Below are 15,120 nucleotides of genomic sequence, written 5' to 3'. Positions count from 1 at the left end.
ACTTGGCAAACATACGACTCGCGGTCTCAACAAGTGTCTTATGCTGCGTAGTTGCAATGTATGCTCCGCTGTGATGCGCGGCGACATCGATGAACAGTCGGTTGATAAATCGGGGATCGGCTATAATTGATGGCGCGGTGAACGCGACACGAAAATATTCTGGTCCATGAGGCGACTGATCTTCCCCGCCCTGTTTTAAGCCCGCCCCACTTCAACCATTCCCGATCCTGTACTCAGCTTCCGAGCGCTTTGAGCCAATGTTCAAAGGAAGAGGCCTCCTCGTGTCCGGCATGCGAAACAGAGTGGGCGGGGCGCGGTAACACCACGGAGCTTCGGACTTCGCGGGGGCTGTAGCCGAATTCCTTGCTAAAAGCTCGGCTGAAATTAGCCGCTGAACTAAACCCGACGGCTTCGGCAATATTAACAATGCGCCGGCTGTCCGCCGGATTGCTAAGCGCAACATGGGCTGCCAGAAGTCGGCGACTTTGTATGTAGTGGAGAACACCACCGCTCGGTTCGAACAACTGATAAAGACGAGAGCGCGAGACGCCGAGCGCCCGGCACATTGAATCCGGCGTCAGATGAGCCGCATCCAGATTGTTGTGGACGTATCGACGGGCTCGCTCCATCAGCGCGACACTCACCAATTGTTCGGTGGCCGCGGCATGTTCTGCCGGGGGCGAGAGGCAGGCAATGATCATGCTGCGTGTTGCGTGCACGATGCGGGGCAGATCGTCAGCCGTGAGACTGCGCAGTCTTGCTTCGATGTTCTTGAGGTAGTCGAGCAAAAGGTTGGCAAAGTTGCCGGACAGAATTGAATTATTCTTTGCGTCCAGGGTTGCCGCCGCATCGGCGAACAAATCACGCGGCAAATAGAGAAAGAGACTTTGGGATTCCGTTGCCCTCCCCCGAAACGGGTAGCCAAGCGATCTAATCTCCAATTTGCCCGGCTGGTTTTCCGCTACGCGGCGATCGACCTCCGTCCACGACCGGCCAGTATGCGGCAAAGCGATATACCAGTGATCGATCGAACTGGACCGAAGCTTCGCAGCAGAACGCATATAACTATGTGCCGGTGCGCGCTGTTGAACGATCAGCATGCCGCCGAGGTTCCAAGCCGTGTGGTCGGCGGGAAAGCCATCGTCGAGCGATTTGTCATCCGGCAATTTGATCTCGACAAGCGGAGCCATATGCGCCTGCCAAGCGACGAATTGATCTTCTGGCGCCAGTTCGAGCGTCGAAAAGGGCAAAGGTTCGAGCGCCGGCGCAAGTGACGGGGCAGCCTCATTGTAAGGTTGAGCTTCGCGCGGCCAACGACGTCGATCGCGCTCAAGCGCCTGGCTCGCAAGCGCCTTGTCCTGCCTCTTAGCGTCCATCGCGTAGTGCCGTATCCGATTCCGGTATGCCCATCGCCACCGCAATCATGTGGTGTATCACAGCCATCTGGCAAGACCAGCGGAACGCGAGTCCACAGAGCGCCATCACGCTGGGTTACACCAAGAAATGCATTCCGAGATAAGTTTCTGGATGCGACGATAACGACACTCTTCAACGTGGTGCGTATAGAGTCTGGCACGGTGAAAGCGTAGTTGAGGAGGCAACGAAATGAACGCAAACCTCAAAACAGAAGCTCGTCGCAAGATAATTCTTGATGGATATTTTAATAACGAACCTTTGAAAGATATTGCAGCCAAGGTCGAATGCTCACTGGCGAGTTTGAAAGTCACCGCCAGTAAACTCGGTTGCACACGAACTCCGAAAGAGCCGGCGGATTTCGGCGCGGATTTCATGTCCCAGAAAAAAAACTGCGATATTACCGACAACTTATGATTGCTGGACAGTATAGAGCTCGCGATTGCGCGTTGATTTTGGGACTATCGAAAGACCAATCATCAGTCAGCGAGTAAACTTATTCCAATCACGCCTCAGCGGTTCATCGGCAAAAAAAGTCCGCCGCAAACACTGACAACAGGCCCTGAAAGGTTCGCACAGATGCTGCGTCGGCGTTTCAATCGCACCTGCCTCAGCCCTCATGATCTGGCTATTTGCGAACGCGTGTTCGATCAGGTTTGCGCAGATGAACACATGGACTCTTCAAGCCGGGATGCCGAGGCCTTAGCGGTGGCGATTGTCGCAATCTTCCGAAACATTACGACCAAGGAGCGCGAACTGCTGGATGAATTGAGGTCTCTTCGTCTCTCAAAGGGCGCAGAGAAGGCGCACTAGCTTGGCGGCTTTCCCTGACGAATTGTTCGCGTTAGCACCGCCGGATTGGCATCTGCATTGCCCCATTGAGTCCCGCCAGAGCCACAGCGCTTGCGAAGGAGATGGAAATGGGTTTAGCCCAAGACTTGTCTGATGTTGCGCTCACATTCGATTGTCCGAATTGCTCGCATCCGGCGGTAAGGAAGGGCTCTGCGCAAGAACGATCGCGCACTTCAGATGCGACGGGTGCAACGCCAAGGTACGGATCACCTATCCGCAGAAGCTGGCGATCTTCGAAAAGTACAGGCTATTAGCCGCCCAAGGGGCATTGCGATAAGACGATCCGGAAACGCGTCGCCAATGGCGGTGACGCGGACCAGATGCAAAAGGTCGATGCCCCTGGTGGTGGGTCTCGCTAAAGAAAAGGCCCACCGGCAACTGGCCGGGTTAGAAAGCCCGGCAGATAAAGCGTGGTCGTGGTTGTGGTCGTGGAGGTCTCGCCAGAAGTTCCGCTCGTCGTCTGGGCAAAGGAAAGGCCGGCGGAAAGCGCCAACACGGCCGAGGTCAAAACGATTCGTTTCGTATTCCTTTCTCCTGTCTTAAGCGCACGACGCGCTCACAAACCAGCATGCGGACAGAAGGGATGTTCCACTGATGGGCTCACCCTCGGAATCGTTCCGCGTGCCAGTGGATTTTGCCGTCAGGCCGGCGTGATCGTGAGATCCTCGCTTAATCGAACATGATCCGAGAGGTTCCTCTTTCTGCGATCGACATTCTCCGAGCTTCTTGGATCCGCTCGGCCTGTTGTTTGGTATAGGGACCCATCGGCCGGGTCTTTTCATGGCCGCGGCGAACCCGACAATACCAGTGGCCGCTGTCAGAGAAGATCTCAACCGAGGTCGGTGCATCGTTGGCCGCCTCCTTAGCGACCTCGCTGATGAATTTCACGACCTTTGAATGGTGCCGGGCGGGTGCAACCGTGCGCAAACCACTGGTGACGATAAGTTCCTGCTGCACTGGGGACATGGTCGAACTCCTGTCGGTCATTTGCTTGCGCTCCCTCCCACCGGCGCTGCGCAGCATTCAGCGCAGAGCTCGGTGGATAATCTCGAAGCCTATTGCTCTGACTAGCTATCTAGCAAACGAAATTGATTGACATTTAAACGCAATTTTTATGCTATATGTTTTATGGATATTGAACTCGCCCGGACTTTCATCGAGATCGTTTCGACAGGGAGTTTCATTCGGGCATCGGAGCGCTTGAATGTCGCCCAGACGACCGTAAGCGCACGGATTCGCAACCTCGAGCAGCAATTGGGCCGCGCGCTTTTTGTTCGCCACAAAGGCGGAGCTTCTCTCACCCCGGCCGGTGAGCAATTTCTGCGCCACGCCCCGATGTTCGTCCAACTATGGCAACGCACCCTTCACCAGGTTGCCGTGCCCCCGGGACGTCGAGCTGTTCTGACGGTCGGCAGCGAAGTCAGCCTAGCGCAACCTCTTCTGCTCGATTGGGTCCGATGGATGCGCGGGTCGCTTCAGGATATTGCACTTCGAGTACACGTCGATGTGCCGAAGGATTTGATCAATCAGGTCGCGTCAGGAATGGTCGACTTGGCTATCATGTACGCGCCCCCCCACAGACCGGGTTTGAAGATCGATCTGCTTCTGGAGGAAAAACTCGTCCTCGTGACGACCAATTCCGAAGCGCGCCTCCTGGACGAATCCGATTATGTTTATATGGATTGGGGGCCGGATTTTGAACTTCACCACGGGATGAATTTCCCGAGTGCTGCGCCGGATCTTTCTTTCGATCTCGGTCCGCTCGCACTGAGCTATGTTCTTGCGACTGGCGGCTCTGGATATTTCAGGATGAGTTCTGTGCGGCCTCACATGGAGGCCGGCCGGCTGCACCTTGTGCCTGAAATGCCGCAGTTCTCCTATCCGGTTTACGCGGTGCAATCCGCAAGTGCGGACGAGAGCGTGGTAGGTCCTGCCCTGGCAGGATTGCATTCCGTCGCGAGCGCCGACATCAAATTGTAGGAGTTGTTGGGCGTCTAAAGGTCCGCTTGGATTGACGGGAACAGAAGGTCGACCGTTGTTCCAATCCCTCGCTCACTCTTTATCCGGATCCGACCACCAACCATTTGCGCCAATGCCTGCACTTGCAACATCCCTATCCCGGTGCCCTTCTCACCCTTCGTCGTGAAGAAAGGATCAAACACCTTTCGCAAGACTTCCGGAGCCATGCCGCAACCATCGTCCTTGACGCGAACGCATGCGTAGGTTTCGGGCCCGGGCAGGTCAGGCGTCGGGGCCGTCTGCACCAATCGCTCAGTGGTGACGCGGATCTCCCCGCCACTTGGCATCGCATCTCGTGCGTTCATTACGAGATTAAGCACTGCAGAGTCGAACAGCGCCGGGTCGATCAAGCAGTTCGGGATATCGGAACCAAGCTCCAGCTTGACGCGGACATCGGGGCCTGCGCCATATCTCAGGAAAGGCTCAAAAGACCTGAGGAATTCATTCAAATTGCCAGCGTGGATTTCGAGTTCCTGATGTTTTGCGAAGGCCAGTACCAGTGACGTCAGTTCGATACCTCGATCGATTCCCTGCCGCGCTGCAGCAATGTAGGTCCTCACGCTTTCGGGCTCCTCGGCTCTTATTTCGGCAAGCCTCAGGCCGGATCCGATGACTGCCAGGAGGTTTCTGAAATCATGGGCAATACCGCCAGTCATCTCGCCTAAGGCGGCAAGCTGATGTGTGGCACGCTCACGTTGTTGGGCTGCGGCCCGAGCACCGAGAGGCATATCTACCTGACGCTCGTCGCGCTTCGCTCGTGTTTCATTATCGTATGGAAACGCGCTGCCGGTCATGATGGTCGCCCCTATCGATCATTGACGACAAACAGAAACTCGGGCTCCCATTCGCATCGTCGTTTGGGTTCTCCTGTTGCTGGTGTCACGCATCCTGCACGCATGCCTAGGCGCGCCGCACGATCCCTTTCGTCATGATGTCTTCGACCATCGGAAAGGCCTTGACGGCCTCTTCCGGTAGGTCTCCCTTCGCTCCGGTTAGCTCCGTCCAGTCATGCGCCTCGGGCTCGCCGACGACGATACGACCGACCATTCCAGCATGCTCATGCGGAATGCAGTAATAATCATAGACCCCCTGCTCGGTGAAAGTAACCGAAAAGCTTTCGTCGGGCAGTAGATAGTCAGAATCCCAAGATTTTGCCGCTTTGGGCATGCGGAGCGGCCGCTCGAAGTTTGTGGGATTGTATGCCGTCGTCGTGTGCGAATTGCCGGGATTGAGATTGGTCCAGCGGATCGTCTGTCCTGGTTTGATCAGAATGCCTATCGGGTCGAACCAGACGTGTGAACCGTCGTCGCGCCCTTGCATCTTGACTTCGATCATCTCGCCACCCAACACGGCCAGAGAAGAGAGGGAAAGGGCGGCGGCGAGCCCGCCGCCAGCGCCCAGTATCTCACGACGCGTCAGTGTCATTTGGCGACCTGTGCCTCGTCAGCCGCCGAAACATGCCACAGCACGACATGGACATGCGGCTCTTCTACCCCCGGATGGCCGGCATTGTAGTAGACGTCCACATGGTCGACATTGCCGCCGGGTGAAGCGAGGTCGCCAAAACGCTTGTCCGGATTGAGGTCTTTGATCGGCAGCATGTAAATCGTGCTGACAAGCTCGCCATCGTGGTCATAGGCAAGGAATGGTCCGGCAGGCAATGTCGTCGGATCGACGAAAAGTTGGCCCATGCCCGGCAGGAAGTCGGGCAGTTTCACAAGGTTGCTGACCTGTTCGTAAGGAGCGGCTGGCGGAGCTTTGGTGACCTCATTCGCCGCCATGGCGCAAAGCGAACTGCCCACTGTCAAGGCAACTGCGAGGACGAGTTTTTTCATCACGGCATCTCCTGGTTGAAATAAAAATTGCGACGGCTGAAGATCTGGAAGTCCGTCTAAATATTCGATTTTCACTTTCTGACACGGCATGTTCGCGCCCAGCTAGCAAGCAGGAGACTGTTCTGTTCGTCAAACGAAAATAACTGGCATTTAAAAGCATTATTTCTGTTAGTCAGGCCCGTACCTGTTTTGCTTGATTTTCAAAAAATCTTCCACTACCTCTGAATTGCTATGAATATTTTCAGCCTCAATTTCCGGCGGGAGCCTAAACGCCTCAAAACGGGCCATTAGCCCGGACGCGAGAGAGTTCGCGTCATTTGCGATCGCGTCTGGATCGACACGGAGGTTGACCCTGATGATCTCCCCCATCCTGTCAGAAGAAGACATTTCGCTTGATCTTGTGACGAAGGGAAAGCAATCAGCCTTGTCAAGAATTGCGATCAGGATTGCTCGGAGAAATGGGCTTGACGAGCAGATGGTTATCCGTGGTCTTTTCGACCGTGAGTGTCTCGGCTCGACGGGCATCGGTCGTGGCGTCGCGATCCCCCACGCTCTGCTCGGTATGATCTCTTCGCCTGCCGCGTCTTTGACAAGTTTGGCTCAGCCTATCGATTTCGACGGCCCGGACGACGATCCCGTCGACCTCATTTACACCATACTTTGCCCAGCCTCTGCCACGTCCGCCTTCCTCCCTACCCTTTCCCAAATATGCCGGCTGCTTCGGGCATCTCAGGTTCGGGCGCGACTCCGACAGGCACGGACATCCGATGAGGCGTTGGCGATTCTCGAAGCTAAGCCGGTTCCGGCAATTTCCACCAATTTGCATACTTGCTGCTTCGAGCCTGGAGTTCTGGTGTCCAGGCACCTGAGCAATGCCTAGTCAGATGGCCCTGCTCGACCAGCGCCTTCAGATGGTCCTTGATCGTGTTGCGGCTCGCGCCGCTGACCCTCGCGGTCTCGGCCACCGTAGCCCGGCCATGCTCACTCGCCAGTTCGAGGATCGGGACCGATGACTCCGGCAGCGCAGCGAGCATGACCTGCTCGCGCTCCATCTTCTTCTCGAGGTGCTGTTTTTGGCTCTGCAAGGCTCGCAGGAAGAACTCCAGCCATGGGTTCCAGTCCGGCGCATCCATCCGGATCGTCCCCTGCGTCCGCCGAAGCGACAGGTCATAACTTCCTTGTTCTGCTCGATCACGCTCTCCAGCGAGCTTGTAGGGCACGTAGGCATAGCCCGCGCGCAGCAGCAGCAGCGTCGTCAGGTGATGCCGCCATGGCCGTTTGTCCACCTGTTTCCATCCAATGTCGTTCTGCGCAACACTCCTAACAGAGGATGGCCGGAAGGGGCCGTAGCGTAATCCAAGCGCACCTCCGCGCACATCGCTGGCAAGCATCGCACATCGCGGAATCGCCAGATATACAGTAAGCGTTTGTTATCCTTGAGCTTTGTGAGTTGTGGCCTTTCTGTTCCAAACTCCGTTTCTAACCTCCACAAACGATGAAGCTCGGCCATCGTGCCGCGCTGCTCAGTCTCCTTTGACACGCGCGGTGAACGGCGAGCGACCGCACCCCTAAAGTTTGGAAAGACTGCTCCAGAACAAAGACTGCTCCAGATTGGTATCGAGTTCGTGGCGTCGCCCGCGCATGCGGGTTGCGCCGACGTATCTTGCACGGCAAGCTGCCTCGAAGCACTGCAACGATCGCACGTGGCCGCTCCAATGAGGCTATTCTGGATCTTCAGGTTCTGGCGTTCCTTCTCAGCCGCTGGCCTGCTGATCGGAACACTCTTCATTGCGGCCTCGCTCACCCCTTCGCTGCTTCCACGCACGTTTGTGACCCAAGGCGTTCTGTCCGGATGCTCTTTCGCGGCCGGATATGGGCCTGGCGTGTTCGGGCGCTGGCTGGCCGACTATCTGGAGTTGCCCAAGCCCACGGGCCGCATCTTGCAGGCCATCAAACTCGTTGCTGCGGCCACCTGCATCCTGGTTGCCGTCGCCTTTCTCTGGCAGGCTTCGGAATGGCAAAATTCGATCCGGAAGCTCATGAGGCTCGAGCCGGTAGAGACTGCGCACCCCCTGAAGGTCAGTCTGATCGCGTTGCTGAGCTTCGTGCTCTTGATCCTCTTGGCGCGATTGTTTCAGGTCACGTTCCTGTTCATCTCGCGAATGCTTGGCCGGATCGTGCCGAAACGCGTGTCATACGTGATCGGCATGGCGCTGCGGCTGCGTTGTTCTGGACGGTAGTCAACGGCGTTTTCTTCAGGTTTGCGCTCCATGCCGCGGATTCGTCCTTCCAGGCATTCGATGAGCTAATCGAGCCCGAGACCCAACAGCCGGCCGACCCCAGCAAGACCGGAAGCGATACCTCGCTGATCGAGTGGGACGAGCTAGGAAGGGCGGGACGGGAGTTCATCGCGACCGGACCGACGAGCAAGGATTTAGGCGCGTTCCTGGGGATGGATGCGCGTGAGCCGATCCGTGTCTATGTCGGACTGCGGTCTGCGGAGACAGCCGAGGAGCGCGCAAAGCTCGCCCTCGAGGAGCTCAAGCGCGTCGGCGGATTCGATCGCTCGGTGCTGATCGTGGTGATGCCGACAGGCACCGGTTGGATAGACCCTGCTGCAATGGACACCGTCGAATATCTCCACGGCGGCGACGTCGCGAGCGTCGCCATGCAGTATTCGTATCTCACAAGCTGGCTGTCCCTCCTGGTCGAGCCCGGCTATGGCGCCGAGGCCATTCGTACCCTGTTTGCGGAAATCTACGCGCATTGGACCACGCTTCCAAGGAAAGGCGCCCCAGGCTCTATTTGCATGGGCTGAGCCTTGGCGCCTTGAGCTCCGAGCAATCCGCCGAGTTGTTCGAAGTGATCGGCGACCCGTATCAGGGGGCACTTTGGAGCGGCCCGCCATTTCCGAGCAGGGTCTGGCGTTCCGTCACCGACGACCGCGAGCGAGGATCGCCAGCCTGGCTGCCACGCTTCAGGGACGGGTCGTATGTGCGGTTCACGAGCCAGGAGAACGGCCTGGCGATCCCGGACGCACATTGGGGACCGATGCGGATCGTCTATCTTCAATATGCGAGCGACCCGGTGACGTTCTTCGACTACCGGTCCCTGTACCGACAGCCGGAATGGATGGCGGGGCCGTGCGGTTCCGACGTGTCTCCCGAGCTCAAATGGTATCCGATCGTGACGCTTCTCCAACTCACCGTCGACATGGCGATGGCCACAACGGCCCCGATGGGGCACGGGCATGTGTATGCGCCGGAGCATTACATCGATGCCTGGGTCGAAGTGACTGACGTTGGGGGATGGACCGCGGAGCAGATCGACCGGCTGAAGCTGGAATTTTTGCGACGGCGGTGAAGGGGCGCGGCTGGCGAAGGGTCGCGGTGCGATTGGGCTGGTCTATTGCTTCTCCGGTATCAAGGTCGATTTCGACCTGACGGCGCGCGACATCCTGCTCGTCTACTTCTTCACCGTGATCGGCCTCAACGCCACGTCGGCGATCTCGCAAGGGGCGGCAGGCCGCTGCCGACGTGGTTCTCAGTGCCCGGAGAGGACAAGCGTCTGTACCGGAAGGAGCAGCGCCTGAATTCGAAGGATGACGGCGTGCACGACCCCGACCGTGTCTATGACGTGGAAAAACAGCCATTTCGAGGTGCTCAGTCCTTCTTCGGACAGCCGGTCGTGATTGTTGGTATACGCATTGGCAATACAGCTGCTTCCCGGCGGAACGCCTTCGAACCCACCCTGGAAAAGTGGTTCCAGAAACACGGTGATCGTCCCGGGCCTGACCACTTGCTGAGCGTCGATCAGTTGATCCGACGCGCGCACCTGGCCGGTTGCGATAAGATCCTGCACCTCGGTCACAACCATCGGGATGATGGTCATCGGCATCGAGATGCAGGTGGCCTCGGCAACCATGCCTACCTTCATGACCTGCGCCTCCAACTGGCCGAAGCCCGCCACAAGCGCCCGCCTGCCTGCCTCCGCGGGAACCAGCACTCCCGCCGGCCGCATGATAGGATTGACTATATCTCCCTTGCGCAGCGTGAACTGCTCGAGCGTTCCGTCCACTCCCGCATAGACGACCGTCTTGTCCAGTTCGACCTGCGCCTGGGCAAGTGCTGCCTCGGCGCTGGCTTTCTGCGCCGGCAGTACTGAAGCGATCTGGGCTTCGACGGACTGCTTGCCAGCCAGGACGGCAGACACCGCGGCTTGGCGACCATCGACAATATTCTGAAGTTTCTCGATCTCCCGTTGCGCAACCGTACCGGAGTTTCGCCTCTGAAGGTCGGTTCTGGTCGCGAGTTCGTCCACGGCCTGCTGATAGGCGCTCCGCGCTTCCTGGATCCGGGCATCGGCCGTCACCAACTCGGTCTTCGCCAACACCAGCGCCGCATCTATCTCCGACACACGCAGCCGCGCCGTTTCAAGCGCGGCTTTCTGGGTCGAACTGTCGAGCTTGAAGAGGCGCTGTCCCGATTTCACCTTTTCCCCGAGACCCACATAGACCTCTTCAACGCGGCCGGAGCCTTCGGGAAGAATGGGCACCGTGCGATAGAAAGAAACCGCGCTGGTTGTCGATGGATGGTAATAAAGGATCAGCGTCAGGAGAACGATGGTGAGTCCCAGGCAGGCGGTTATGCCATAACGGAGTTCATACCACACTGAATAGAGCGTGATCTCACGTCCGATCCTCTTTCCCTGGACAAAACGCCGGACGAGAAAATCGGGCAGGATCGTCACGACTGAGCATAGCAGTAACTCGATCATGGCCGGCGCTCCTCATTTGCTGGAACACGGTGTTGGTCGTCGGGTGGCGCGGATGGAGCCTCGAGCTCCACAACCCGCACCTGGGAGAATGGCGCGTCGTTCACCGACAGCGGCGATCCCGCAGCAATTGCTTCCGGCGCAGATGCTGCAGGTGCGGGCGCCTGGCGCCTGTCGGCGGCCATCCTGGCAAGCGATTCAGCCATGGTGGACAACGGCGTCCAGAAGTCGGGAATGGGAACGATCGCAAGCAGCAATGCCGCAACCCAGAACACATTGATGTGAGTGAACAGCGCGAGCAACGCCAGAACCGCCACCAACTGAAACTGGACCTGGCTGGCCCCATGCGCGATGCGCTCAGGCAGCGAATGGAGCCAGAAATACAGGCTGCCAAGCATCATGAGCAGCGCGATGATGAATATTACCGTTCCGGTGAAGAGAACATCGGTCTCTCCCGGAGCCACAATAAAGCCCGGCAGATGATGGGGTGCTAGGGGATGCATCGCTTCGGACATTGCCATCACTCCAAAATATCAGGCGCTGCCTGATGATCACCGCTTCCTGTTCGCCACCCTGTGCGGCGGCTTTCTGCTGGGCAAGCCTGACGACGGACTGGTGGCCGGGTCTGGCCATGAATGCGAAGCTCAATTCCATACCACCTCTTCTGCCACAGCGCAGGGTTTTGCCGATCGACTCGAAAATAACCCGGCTTTTGATCCATTTCTCTCAGTCGCCCACGACCTGCCACGTATCGTCCGGATTGAAGCGGTCGATGTATTTGACGATCTGCTCGGTGGCTGGCCCGAGATCCGCCTCGTAGACGACGCCGTGCTGGTTGACGGCGAAGGTTTTTGCGCCCGTCTCGCCATATTTGGCCGGCCAGGCGATAAGGCCAAAGCCGGCGATCATGTTGCCGTTGATGACGTAGTCGTAGGCGCCGCCGGCGATCTGGTCGCCCTGGCCGGTCAGGATCTTGTACTTGTAGCCGAAATAGCCTTCACCCTTGGCCGCGTCCTCAAGTTCGGCCTGATCGATATTACCGCCAGCCGGGCTCTCGCCGTTGATGTCGTCTGTCGGCCAGTAGAGTCCGTCGGTCGCGTCTTCCGAGCTGATCAGTTTCTGCGCGAACTCCTCCACGCCATCCTCGTCGCGGTCCTGCGACGCATAGTCCTCCTGCGCGTCGACATAGGCGCGCATCGTCTCGATCGCGGTGAGCTCGTTCTCGCCGACATACCGGTTCACGATCTCTTCGAGCCCGGCATAGGTGTCGAAAGCCCACTTGCCGTCCGAGCCCTTGACGATCGGAAAAGGCAGCGGCCATAACTTGTCGCCGATCTGCAGCGTGCGTCGGTCGCCCTCGCCATCGAGGACGAGCTGCTTGGCCACACCCTCCTTGATCGCCGCCAGTGTCTCCTCCGCGTTCTCGTCGGCCTTCAGCTTTTCCGCATCGAGGCCGAGAAGGGCCGCAACCGCACCGTTGCCGGCGTCGTTCAGCGCCTTCTTGAACGCCTCGACAGCCGCCTCCGGCGTGCCGAAGACGGGCGGCTCGGCAGCGGCCGCGAAGGCGGTGATCTCCGGCGCCTCCGGCGCATCCTGTGCGGCGGCTGGCTGCGAGACAGTGATGCCCACTGCAAGTGCCACGGCGCAGACAGAGTGGAGAAGGATTATATGAAAAACTCCCGTGTGACGGGGGGTGCCAAATAACTGTATCATGATCCTGTCCTCCCGTTCCGTTAACGCCGGCGTCCGCCACTGGGGCGCTTGATCTGCTTGTGGCCGCCACCACGGCCGCCGCCACCCATTGATTGATGGCCGCGGTTGGAGCTGACCTTGGTCACCTTGCCGCGATCGACGTTGCCAAGCCCCGAAGGCTTCTTCGGCCGGCTGTCGACCCTTGCCGCGGGTTTCGGTTTTCCAGCCGGACGGTTCACCTTGGCCGGCTTCGCCGCCGGGCGATTGGCACTCGGGCGGTCGCCGAGAACCGGCTTCGCCGCCGGGCGATTGGCGGTAGGCCTGTCCGCAGGTTTCTGGATGTTGGCGGGCTTGGCGGGGCGGGTGACGTTGGCGGGCTTCGCCTTCAGCCCGTCCAGCGTGCTCTTGCGCACGTCTCTCGTTCCCGCCGTCTTGCCCGGCGCCCTGTTGGCGAGGCTGTCGTTCTTCTTGATGTCGCGGGCGCGGTCGCGGATGGCGTTGTCGCCATTCTTCTCGATCCTGTTCTTGATGTTGTTCTGGTCGAACTTGTTCAACTGATCGCGGTCGATCTTGATCTTGCTGCGATCGACATTCTTCCAGTCGACGTCGTTGATGTTGATATTGCCGTTGAAGTCGCGGTTGTTGAAACAGTTGTTGCAGTCGATATCGATGTCGTTGCCGTTCCAGCCTCCACCCCATACCCCCCAGTCGTCCCAGTCGACGGCGGCGGCCCAGATAGCCCCCGTCACCGCCCCGGCGAAGAAGGTCGCTCCGGGATACCAGTAGTAGGGATAGGGGTCGGGATAGTAGCGGATCGGCTCCCACACATAGCCCGGCTCGTAAAGCATCTGAGGCGGATATTGCGGGACGTATATCACCTCGGGGCTGGCAGACTTGATGACGACGTTGTCGTTCTCCTTGGTGACCTGGATCTTGTCGTCGGTTTTGATGACGCCCTTGGCGACCGCCTCGTCGCGCAACTGCTGGATGGCGACCAGCACGTCCTTCTGCTGGTAGGCGATGGCATCGCCGAGCGCTTGGGTCCATTCGAGGTCGTCGCTCATCATCTTGACGATGTCCGGATAGTTGAGCAGCGACACTACCGAGCCGTCCCAGCTCTCCTTGGGCTTCAGGCTCTTGTCCTTCTCGTGCCGCTCGAGGAAGCGTGCCGCCTCGACGATCTGCAGCGGATAGAGTGCAGCAGCCGTGATCACCGCAATCAGCTCGTCCGGATAGAGCGCGATCCGCGCAACCAGGACCTCCATCTCGTCGGCGCTCAGCGGCTCCGGCGAAATCGTCGCATCACCCGAAGCGTCAGCCGCCGCGACCTGTTCTTGTGCAAGGACAGGGTGCGCCGAACCAAACCCGGCAAGCAGCAGCGCCAGCGCCGCAGCGCCGATCTTCAATATCTCATTGCCCGTCATGCTTCTATCCTCCCTGTCGAAGCTGCTGTTTGCACCCGGCCGACGGCTGTGGCCGAAATAGAGCTCGACCGATCCAGCCACGCTGAGGCAGCCATCACCTCATACCCCAAACCCGCTGACGCGCTCGACGAGCCAGAACGAAGCGACGCCGCCGATGCAGTATGCGCCCACCAGCCGCGGCCAGGCGCCGGACCAGGTCGCCTTGGGGCTGACGAATGTCAGCCACAGCCGGCTAAAGGCCGCGAACAAACCCATGACGGCCGCGATGAAAAGGAGTTGCCCGAGCTCCACCCCGAGATTGAAGAACAGCAACGCGACGGGGATGGCGTGACCGGGCAAACCGACCTCGCTCAGCGCGCCGGCAAAACCGAACCCGTGCAGCAGGCCGAAGGCAAAGGCGACGAGCCACGGTAGCCGGCCAGTCAGGCTTTGTCGGCCTCGCGTCGAATTGACGATCTCCACCGCGACGAGGGCGATGCTGAGCGCGATCGCCGCCTCGACCGGCGGACCGGGCACGTGGACAAAGCCGAGCGTGGCCGCCGCGAGCGTGACGCTGTGCGCGACTGTGAAGGCGGTGACGGCAAGGGCGATACGCTTCCAGCCGCGCACGAGGATAAGCAGCGCCAGGACGAACAGCAAATGGTCGATGCCGCTCAGGATGTGCTCGACGCCCAGCCAGAGATAGGCAGCCGCCACCTGAGCGGGTCCGGCCGACGCCGGAACCTCGAAGGCGGGGCTGGCCGGCGTAAGACGAGTGGTGCTGGTTTCGCCGCTTAGCCTCTCGATGCGCACCAGCACGTCGGTACGACTCGAGGCAAGACCGTCCATCGCAATGGTCTTGCCCGCGAAGCCAGTCGGCACATGGACCGTCCAGCGCTCGACGTAAGTATCGTTCAGGAAAACACTCTCTCGCGTCGTTGTCTCGGCCGCATCCTCCGGCAGCCTGGGGTAGACGGCCAGCCGCAGCCCGCCCATCGCCGGCGCTTTCCAGAGGACTGAATAGCTATCCGGTGCACTCTCGGTGATCGCGAGATAGGCAGGGCGGAGGTCATGCGCCTCAGCCTGTCCCGTGACCATGGTCAGCAGCAGCCAGGCGGCAGCCAACAGGCGGG

The 15,120-nt window shown here is 59.2% G+C and carries 15 protein-coding genes and 1 pseudogene; 5 read left to right on the top strand and 11 right to left on the bottom strand.

Annotated features, from left to right (window positions below; translation table 11 throughout):
* Positions 1–233: 233 nt before the first annotated feature.
* Positions 234–1,376 carry a helix-turn-helix domain-containing protein gene (locus AC0L2B_RS17785; RefSeq protein WP_473746283.1) on the bottom strand — a complete coding sequence of 381 codons (1,143 nt, stop codon included), beginning with the start codon at positions 1,374–1,376 and terminating at the stop codon, positions 234–236.
* A 229-nt stretch (positions 1,377–1,605) separates the two neighbouring features.
* Here AC0L2B_RS17785 and AC0L2B_RS17780 point away from each other — a divergent pair, with 229 nt between their 5' ends.
* Together AC0L2B_RS17780 and AC0L2B_RS17775 are read left to right on the top strand one after the other, a co-directional pair.
* Entirely contained in the window at positions 1,606–1,830 is a 225-nt protein-coding gene (locus AC0L2B_RS17780; RefSeq protein WP_473746282.1) for a hypothetical protein, read from the top strand.
* A gap of 162 nt (positions 1,831–1,992) precedes the next feature.
* Positions 1,993–2,226 (top strand): hypothetical protein, encoded by a 234-nt coding sequence (locus tag AC0L2B_RS17775; RefSeq protein WP_023801795.1) that lies wholly within the window; start codon positions 1,993–1,995, stop codon positions 2,224–2,226.
* 708 nt (positions 2,227–2,934) lie between these two features.
* Here AC0L2B_RS17775 and AC0L2B_RS17770 read toward each other — a convergent pair.
* The gene (locus AC0L2B_RS17770; RefSeq protein ID WP_473746281.1) at positions 2,935–3,231 is read right to left on the bottom strand and encodes a hypothetical protein; all 297 of its coding nucleotides are present in this window, start codon (positions 3,229–3,231) and stop codon (positions 2,935–2,937) included.
* 162 nt (positions 3,232–3,393) lie between these two features.
* Here AC0L2B_RS17770 and AC0L2B_RS17765 point away from each other — a divergent pair, with 162 nt between their 5' ends.
* Positions 3,394–4,245: a LysR family transcriptional regulator gene (locus AC0L2B_RS17765; RefSeq protein WP_027153958.1), complete on the top strand. Its 852-nt coding sequence runs from the start codon at positions 3,394–3,396 to the stop codon at positions 4,243–4,245.
* A 14-nt stretch (positions 4,246–4,259) separates the two neighbouring features.
* Here AC0L2B_RS17765 and AC0L2B_RS17760 read toward each other — a convergent pair whose 3' ends face one another.
* The 3 genes from AC0L2B_RS17760 to AC0L2B_RS17750 form a co-directional block, all read right to left on the bottom strand.
* Complete coding sequence (locus AC0L2B_RS17760) at positions 4,260–5,078, bottom strand: ATP-binding protein (RefSeq protein WP_473746280.1); 819 nt, start codon at positions 5,076–5,078, stop codon at positions 4,260–4,262.
* 106 nt (positions 5,079–5,184) lie between these two features.
* A complete protein-coding gene (locus tag AC0L2B_RS17755) occupies positions 5,185–5,709 on the bottom strand; it encodes a plastocyanin/azurin family copper-binding protein (protein WP_027153956.1) in 525 nt (174 codons plus the stop codon).
* Positions 5,706–6,119 (bottom strand): DUF5602 domain-containing protein, encoded by a 414-nt coding sequence (locus AC0L2B_RS17750; protein WP_473746349.1) that lies wholly within the window; start codon positions 6,117–6,119, stop codon positions 5,706–5,708. The genes AC0L2B_RS17755 and AC0L2B_RS17750 overlap by 4 nt, the downstream gene beginning before the upstream one ends.
* A gap of 355 nt (positions 6,120–6,474) precedes the next feature.
* Here AC0L2B_RS17750 and AC0L2B_RS17745 point away from each other — a divergent pair, with 355 nt between their 5' ends.
* Positions 6,475–6,999 carry a PTS sugar transporter subunit IIA gene (locus AC0L2B_RS17745; protein ID WP_473746279.1) on the top strand — a complete coding sequence of 175 codons (525 nt, stop codon included), beginning with the start codon at positions 6,475–6,477 and terminating at the stop codon, positions 6,997–6,999.
* On the opposite strand, the gene AC0L2B_RS17740 is transcribed toward AC0L2B_RS17745, so the two are convergent.
* Entirely contained in the window at positions 6,911–7,510 is a 600-nt protein-coding gene (locus tag AC0L2B_RS17740; RefSeq protein WP_473746278.1) for a winged helix-turn-helix transcriptional regulator, read from the bottom strand. The two genes, AC0L2B_RS17745 and AC0L2B_RS17740, sit on opposite strands and share 89 nt — an antisense overlap.
* Positions 7,511–7,834: 324 nt before the next feature.
* Between AC0L2B_RS17740 and AC0L2B_RS17735 the strand changes: the two are divergent.
* Positions 7,835–9,482: pseudogene (locus AC0L2B_RS17735) on the top strand (alpha/beta hydrolase).
* A gap of 180 nt (positions 9,483–9,662) precedes the next feature.
* Here the strand turns inward: AC0L2B_RS17735 and AC0L2B_RS17730 are convergent.
* From AC0L2B_RS17730 to AC0L2B_RS17710, 5 genes are all read right to left on the bottom strand, one after another.
* The gene (locus tag AC0L2B_RS17730; RefSeq protein ID WP_473746277.1) at positions 9,663–10,895 is read right to left on the bottom strand and encodes an HlyD family secretion protein; all 1,233 of its coding nucleotides are present in this window, start codon (positions 10,893–10,895) and stop codon (positions 9,663–9,665) included.
* A complete protein-coding gene (locus tag AC0L2B_RS17725) occupies positions 10,892–11,407 on the bottom strand; it encodes a hypothetical protein (protein WP_473746276.1) in 516 nt (171 codons plus the stop codon). Before AC0L2B_RS17725 ends, AC0L2B_RS17730 begins: the two co-directional genes overlap by 4 nt.
* A gap of 211 nt (positions 11,408–11,618) precedes the next feature.
* The gene (locus tag AC0L2B_RS17720) at positions 11,619–12,605 is read right to left on the bottom strand and encodes a DUF2950 family protein (protein WP_473746275.1); all 987 of its coding nucleotides are present in this window, start codon (positions 12,603–12,605) and stop codon (positions 11,619–11,621) included.
* A gap of 20 nt (positions 12,606–12,625) precedes the next feature.
* Positions 12,626–14,008 (bottom strand): DUF3300 domain-containing protein, encoded by a 1,383-nt coding sequence (locus tag AC0L2B_RS17715; RefSeq protein ID WP_473746274.1) that lies wholly within the window; start codon positions 14,006–14,008, stop codon positions 12,626–12,628.
* Between the two features lie 99 nt (positions 14,009–14,107).
* Positions 14,108–15,112 (bottom strand): HupE/UreJ family protein, encoded by a 1,005-nt coding sequence (locus tag AC0L2B_RS17710; RefSeq protein ID WP_473746273.1) that lies wholly within the window; start codon positions 15,110–15,112, stop codon positions 14,108–14,110.
* Between the last annotated feature and the right edge of the window lie 8 nt (positions 15,113–15,120).

The sequence above is a fragment of the Mesorhizobium sp. WSM4815 genome, from assembly GCF_055811575.1.
The sequence above is the reverse complement of the archived record's forward strand: the minus strand, read 5'-3'. Positions and strand labels throughout refer to the sequence as shown.